This window comes from Acidovorax sp. 35-64-16, assembly GCF_002281195.1.
GTDB classification, from domain to species: domain Bacteria; phylum Pseudomonadota; class Gammaproteobacteria; order Burkholderiales; family Burkholderiaceae_C; genus Acidovorax; species Acidovorax defluvii.
The window spans coordinates 25,399-31,398 of sequence record NZ_NCFM01000030.1 but is presented as its reverse complement, the minus strand read 5'-3'; the positions used below and the strand labels follow the sequence as shown (position 1 = coordinate 31,398).

At 64.4% G+C, this 6,000-nt stretch carries 4 protein-coding genes and 1 tRNA gene; 4 read left to right on the top strand and 1 reads right to left on the bottom strand.

Annotated elements, in window-relative coordinates; translation table 11 throughout:
- Positions 1 to 265: 265 nt before the first annotated feature.
- The gene (locus tag B7Y64_RS14945) at positions 266 to 2,452 is read right to left on the bottom strand and encodes an AsmA family protein (RefSeq protein ID WP_291329248.1); all 2,187 of its coding nucleotides are present in this window, start codon (positions 2,450 to 2,452) and stop codon (positions 266 to 268) included.
- Between the two features lie 136 nt (positions 2,453 to 2,588).
- Between B7Y64_RS14945 and B7Y64_RS14940 the strand changes: the two genes are divergently transcribed.
- The 4 genes from B7Y64_RS14940 to B7Y64_RS14925 all read left to right on the top strand — a co-directional run bounded on the left by B7Y64_RS14940 (position 2,589) and on the right by B7Y64_RS14925 (position 5,923).
- Positions 2,589 to 3,494, top strand: a complete 906-nt coding sequence (locus tag B7Y64_RS14940; protein ID WP_291329246.1) for a pseudouridine synthase — start codon at positions 2,589 to 2,591, stop codon at positions 3,492 to 3,494.
- A 156-nt stretch (positions 3,495 to 3,650) separates the two neighbouring features.
- Positions 3,651 to 4,364: a Cache 3/Cache 2 fusion domain-containing protein gene (locus tag B7Y64_RS14935; protein ID WP_291329244.1), complete on the top strand. Its 714-nt coding sequence runs from the start codon at positions 3,651 to 3,653 to the stop codon at positions 4,362 to 4,364.
- Between the two features lie 6 nt (positions 4,365 to 4,370).
- Positions 4,371 to 5,720 carry a methyl-accepting chemotaxis protein gene (locus B7Y64_RS14930; protein WP_291329242.1) on the top strand — a complete coding sequence of 450 codons (1,350 nt, stop codon included), beginning with the start codon at positions 4,371 to 4,373 and terminating at the stop codon, positions 5,718 to 5,720.
- 129 nt (positions 5,721 to 5,849) lie between these two features.
- A tRNA-Gly gene (locus B7Y64_RS14925) sits at positions 5,850 to 5,923 on the top strand.
- Positions 5,924 to 6,000: the final 77 nt, after the last annotated feature.

The window sequence follows — 6,000 nt, the reverse complement described above, 5'->3', positions numbered from 1 at the left end:
TAGCGCAATCACCCAAAAGGTGAACGTTCCAAAGAGATACAAAGCAAGTTTTCACAGGGCCTATCCAGGGATTGCAAGCGGTCAACTGCGATTTTTAGGTTGAAGCATCGCTGCAAGCGTTTGCCATCCTGGCTGCCGTCAGTGGCATACCGCCTTTTTCAAGGTTTTAATGAAAATGGCCTATAGCGCTTATGAATAAAGCGCTAGCAGCTATCAAAAAATGAGTTATCTAGGCGCCGGCATAGCGCCGTGTTGCGGGCGATTTTCAGCGCGGCGCAGGGCGTGCAGGCGCTGCGGGCTTGCCCGCACGGCCCGCCTTGACCGGTTGTGTGGCCTGCGCCAGCAGGGGGGCGCACTGCGTATCGTCGTCGGCGCCCGGCACTGTCACGGGCAGCAGCGCCAGCGCTGCCGGGGCCACCACTGCCGCCGCGATCGCCGCGCCTGCGCGCAGCAGCAGCGGGCCGGGTTCCACACCTACATCGGGATTGGCAAAGCTGCCGCGCACATACAGCGGGGTGCGCAGCGAGAAGAACTTCCACTGCAGCGATTCGGGTTTGATGTGCAGGTTAAGGCGCTCATGGGCCATGTCGATGGTGCCGCTGGCGTCCACAATGGCCTCGTTGGTGCTGAGCTTGCCCGTGCGCACGGTGGCCACGCCGTCGCGCACGGCCAGGTCGGCCACGGCGCAACGCAATTGCACCTCTTTGTCGTTGCCAAACAGCTTGGCCACCACGACGCTGCCCACGTTGAGCGCGGCGCGGTTGAGCAGTTCGCGGCTCAGGGTACCGTCGCGCACATACAGGCGGGCTTCGCCGCTGCTGGTGCCCAGCCATTGCGCCACCGAGTTGCCCTTGCCGTTGAGCGCCATCGCGCCATCAAGCCGGCCCAGGCTTTTTTTGGTGAGTTCGACCTCGGGGAAAAGCGAGGCCAGCCGCAGGTTCTGCACGCGGGTATCCATGTGCACGGTCAGTGGTGTGTTGCGGCTGTCCAGCACCACCTTCGATTCGATCTTGCCCTTGGCCACGCCGAAATGCAGCGGGTCCAGGCGCAACACCGCATCGCTGAGCAGGGCGTGCACGCTGAGGTCTTCGAGCGGCAGGCTGCCCTGCCGGACCACGCGCTGCCCCGCAAATTTCAGGTCCATGTCCATGGCGTTCCACCGGTCGGTGGCAAACGGGGCATCGGGCAGCACCTTGCCGCCGCGGCCGGCCTTGGCAGAAGTTGTGGTGGCCGTGCCAAGCACCGGGCCCAGGTCTGCCAGGCGCAGCTGGCGGGATGTGACGCTGCCCGAGAGCTTGCCGCGCGGCGCACCCGAAACAAAGCGCAGGTTGCCATGCAGATCGCTCTGGCCCACGGTGCCGGTGAAGTCGCGGTAGTCCCACACCGCCCGGCCAGGTTGCAGGCTGCCCTGCAGCTGACCCTTGGTCTGAAAAGCGGGCGTATTGGGCAGCACCAGGCCGGTCAGCGCATACAGGTCGGCCATGCTGGCGCCCTTGAGCATCACCTGCAGATTCATGCCCGACAGCGCGCCCGGGTTGGCCAGAATGCCCTCTACCGCGGTTTCCACGCTGCCGGCCTTGGCGGTGAATTGCAGGGGGTAGTTCACCTCCTTGTCGCGCAGCGTGAGCACGGGGCCTGCCTTGCCCTGGCCCTCGATGCGGGCCTTGCCCAGCGTGCCTTTCAGGTCAAAGCGCACGCCGTAGACCGGGGCGGCGGCGGGGCTGGCAGTTGAGGATGCGGTCGCCGAGGCGGGCATTGCCGGGCCTTCGGTTTCGGTGGCTGGTGCAGTTTCGTTGATGGTGTCGATGTGCGCGCTCAGGTTCAGGTCTCTGCCCGCATCCGCGTAGGCAAGCTGGCCCTTGCGCACCACCAGCCGATCAATGCTGACCGTCCAGCGCGGCGTGATGTCGCCGGGAGCGCGCTGGGGCTCAAAGGTCCAGTTGTTGCGGCCGTCGTTGAGGCGGGCCAGGGCGATGTCGGGGCCGGTGAGTTCGAGGGTGTCGATGGCCACCTCGCGCGCCAGCAGGGGCAAGAGGCGCAGCGATGCGCGGGCCGTTTCCGCCCGGGCCATGGGCCGGGGCTCGGCTGCCTTGCCGGGGCGGGCAAAACCGGCTGGGTCTTGCATGACCAGTTGCGTGCCTTGCACCGTGACACCAGGCACCCAGCGGCGCCAGCCATCGTCCAGCGTTTGCGGCCACTGCCAGGTGGCCGAGAGATCGCCTTCCACTGCAACGTGGCGGCCTGTGGCGTCGCTCAGGGTCTGGTTCAGCCAGGGTTTTGCGCGGTTCCAGTCAAGCTGGGTGAGCACGATGCCGCCAATCACCAACAGCCCGACCAAGCCGCCTGCCAGGCCCAGCGCCAAGCGCTGCCCTCTAGCGCGTCGCGATGACGTCACGGGCTTTGAGGGGGCCGATGCCGGCACGGTGTTGGTATCAGTCTGGGGTTCTGTCATGGAGAAGCCATGCTAGCCCGCAGCGTGCGCTTTTTGGACGATCCCGCAGGATGAAAGGCGTATTGGCGCAGTTGTCCTACAGCCCCGGCACAGCACCGCGCGCCCTGCAGCTGGCGCGCCCTAAAATCCGCACGCCATGCACAACCCCCGCCATGCCTTTGTCTTGCCCCTGCGCGACGGCGTGGGCCCCAGTTGCGTGGTGCTGCCTTCGCAAGGGCAGGGCAGCATGCTGGATTTTCTGGCCCAGCGCCTGCCGGGCGTGCAGCGCAGCGAATGGCTGCAGCGCATGCAAGCGGGGGATGTGGTGGACGAGCGCGGTGTGGCCGTGCTGCCGCACCGGCCATTTGAAGGGGGCATTCGCCTGTATTACTACCGCCATCTGCAGGCTGAGCCCGCTCTGCCTTTTGCAGAAACGGTGCTGTACCAGGATGAATACCTGCTGGTGGCCGACAAGCCGCATTTCATGCCTGTGACGCCATCGGGGCGGTATCTGCAGCAAACGCTGCTGGTGCGCCTCAAACGCCGCCTGGGGCTGCCCGAGCTGTCGCCCTTGCACCGCATCGACCGGGACACCGCCGGGCTGGTGCTTTTCTCGGTGCAGCAGCGCACGCGTGGCGCTTACCAGGCGCTGTTTCGCGACCGCCAAATCACCAAGCACTACGACGCCGTTGCGCCCTGGCGTGCCGATGTGCACTTTCCGCGAGACCACCGCAGCCGCCTGGAGGAAAGCCCACAGTTTTTTCGCATGCACGAAGTGCCCGGCGAGCCCAACAGCCACACCCAGATGCAGGTGCTGCAGGTGGCTGGCGTGTGGGCGCTGTACCGCCTGTCGCCCATCACCGGCAAGCGCCACCAGTTGCGCGTGCACATGGCGGCGCTGGGGCTGCCGCTGCGCAACGACCCGTTCTACCCGGTGGTCAACGACCCGCCCGAGGGCGACTATTCGCGGCCGCTGCAGCTGCTGGCGCGGTCGCTGGAGTTTGTGGACCCGCTTACCACAGAGCCCCGGGTGTTTGAGAGCCAGCAAAGATTGATTTTGTAAAACTGCGGGTTTACCACTAGATGCAATTTTTGTGCATCTATTACACAAGTTTCTGACGCTGCAACAGGGTTTGTCTGCGGCGGTCCGTGTATGGACACCTGTCAATTGAACCGAAAACAAGCTTTGTGCAGATAACCCCGGAGCGGAAATAACCCCATGAACCCCACGTCGACTAGCGCCCCCACATCTGGGCCCAAGCCTGCGGCCCACCGCTCTGTAGCCTTCAAGCTGTCACTGGCTGCGTTGGTCAGCTTGCTGGTGGTCTTGCTGATCACCATGGGCATCGTCAGCGGCCTGCTCTGGAAAGATTTTGGCCGCATGTCTACCGAAGAGGTGAGCCGATATGCCGCCCAGGTGCGCGCGCTGGTGCAAACCTTTGACGAGACCGCGCAAGACCAGGCCCACCATGATTTCGCCATTTTCAAAGCCAATTTCCCCGGCAAGTTTGCAGTGGCCGAAGTGCCCGGGGCAGATGGCAAGCCCGAGGCCGTGCTGTCGTATGAGGGGGCGGCGCTCAACGGTGACTTCAATGTGGTGGACCAGTTTCTCAAAATAAGCGGGGGTGCCACGGCCACCATCTTCGCGCGCACGGGGGACGACTTCATCCGCGTGACGACCTCGGTCAAAAAGCAGGATGGTGAGCGTGCCTTCAAGACGTTGCTGGACCGCAACCACCCGGCCTATGCCCTGATGAATGAGGGCAAAACCTATGTCGGCCGGGCCAGCCTGTTTGGCCGCGAGTACATGTCTGTTTATGAGCCCATTCGTGAAGGCAACCGCACCATCGGCATCTTGTACATCGGCTCCGACATCGGCGCCATTCTGGGCAAGCTCGAAACCGTGATGGCAGCGCAAAAACTCTTCACCTAGGGTGCCGTGTATGCCGTCAACCTCTCGTCGGGCCCTGCGCGTGGCAGTGTCTTTGGCCTGCCCGGCGCCGGCAAATCGCTGAAGGTGGATGAAAAGGACGATGACGCCAAGACCTGGCTGGCTTCGCTGGCAGCCATTGAGCAGGCCGGCAATCTGGAGTCGAAGTGGTCACCACGCCGCAGTGCAGAGGGCGACCGCGCAACGCGCTTCGTGGCAATAGAGCGTTACAAGCCCTGGTCCTGGGCCATCGTTGCCGAGGCACCCCTGACTGAAATGATGGGCGAGGCGCGCTATGTACTCACCTGGCTGTGGCTGGGTCTGGCCGTGGCGCTTGCGCTGCTGGCCGTGGTGCTGGTGGCGGCCACACGCCGGCTGGTGGGGTTGCCGGTGCAGCAGCTGAGCACGGCACTCGGTTACCTGGCGCAGGGCGACCTCACACATGAAGTGTCTATCCGCTCCCGCGATGAAATCGGTTCTCTGGCCCAGGCCATGGAAGGGTTTCGCGTACGCCTGGTGGAAAGCCTGGGCACGGTGCGCACCAGTGCCGACAGCGTGTCGGCCGCCAGCACCGAAATCGCACAAGGCAACCAGGACCTTTCTGGTCGCACCGAAAGCCAGGCCAGCGCGCTGGAGGAAACAGCCGCCAGCATGGAGCAACTGGGGGCCACCATTCGCCACAACGCCGACAGCGCCAGCCAGGCCAACCAGCTGGCCGTGGGCGCCAGCCGCGTGGCAGCGCAGGGCGGTGAAGTGGTGTCGCAGGTGGGGCGCACCATGCACGATATCAACGCCAGCAGCCAGAAAATCGCCGACATCATTGGCGTGATCGACGGCATCGCTTTCCAGACCAACATCCTCGCGCTCAACGCGGCCGTGGAGGCAGCCCGTGCGGGGGAGCAGGGCCGCGGCTTTGCGGTGGTGGCCACCGAAGTGCGCAGTCTGGCGCAACGCACCGCCGCCGAAGCCAAGGCCATCAAGGAGCTGATCGGGGCCAGCAGCAGCATGGTGCAGCAAGGATCGGTGCTGGCCGATCAGGCAGGTGCCACGATGCAGGAGGTTGTCAGCTCCATTCAGCGCGTGGCCGACATGGTGTCCGAGATCAGCGCCGCCAGCAACGAACAGACCGCCGGCGTAAGCCAGGTGGGCGAGGCCGTCACGCAACTGGACCAGACCACCCAACAAAACGCTGCGCTGGTCGAAGAAATGGCAGCTGCTGCCAGCAGCCTGAGCGGACAGGCCGAGCAGATGGTGATGGCGATTGCGCGCTTCAACCTGGGCAACACAGGCGATTCGGGCCAGCGCACATTGCAATCGCCGGCCTCTGGCCGGGCAGGCCAGAAACGGCTGGGCGCCTGAGCCAAAAGCCAGCGGTGCGTGCCGCCGCACTGTGGTCTGTTGTACTTTTATGCAGCCTCCGCGCCGCCCCATCGTGTGGCGGCGCGCACCCGGATTGCGCCGGTGAGGGCGCCTATAATGCAAGGCTGTGCGGGTGTAGTTCAATGGTAGAACTTTTGCTTCCCAAGCAAATAGCGTGGGTTCGATTCCCATCACCCGCTCCAGTCACCGCTTCAGCCTCTGGCTGAACGCATTCAGCCTCTTTCCTCTTGTTGTTCTGGCTTGCCCCGCGTGCGTTGTG

Bases quoted from the DNA above. Each gene is read 5' to 3' on its own strand.
- B7Y64_RS14945 (WP_291329248.1), bottom strand. From the start codon at position 2,452: ATGACAGAACCCCAGACTGATACCAACACCGTGCCGGCATCGGCCCCC.
- B7Y64_RS14940 (WP_291329246.1), top strand. From the start codon at position 2,589: ATGCACAACCCCCGCCATGCCTTTGTCTTGCCCCTGCGCGACGGCGTG.
- B7Y64_RS14935 (WP_291329244.1), top strand. From the start codon at position 3,651: ATGAACCCCACGTCGACTAGCGCCCCCACATCTGGGCCCAAGCCTGCG.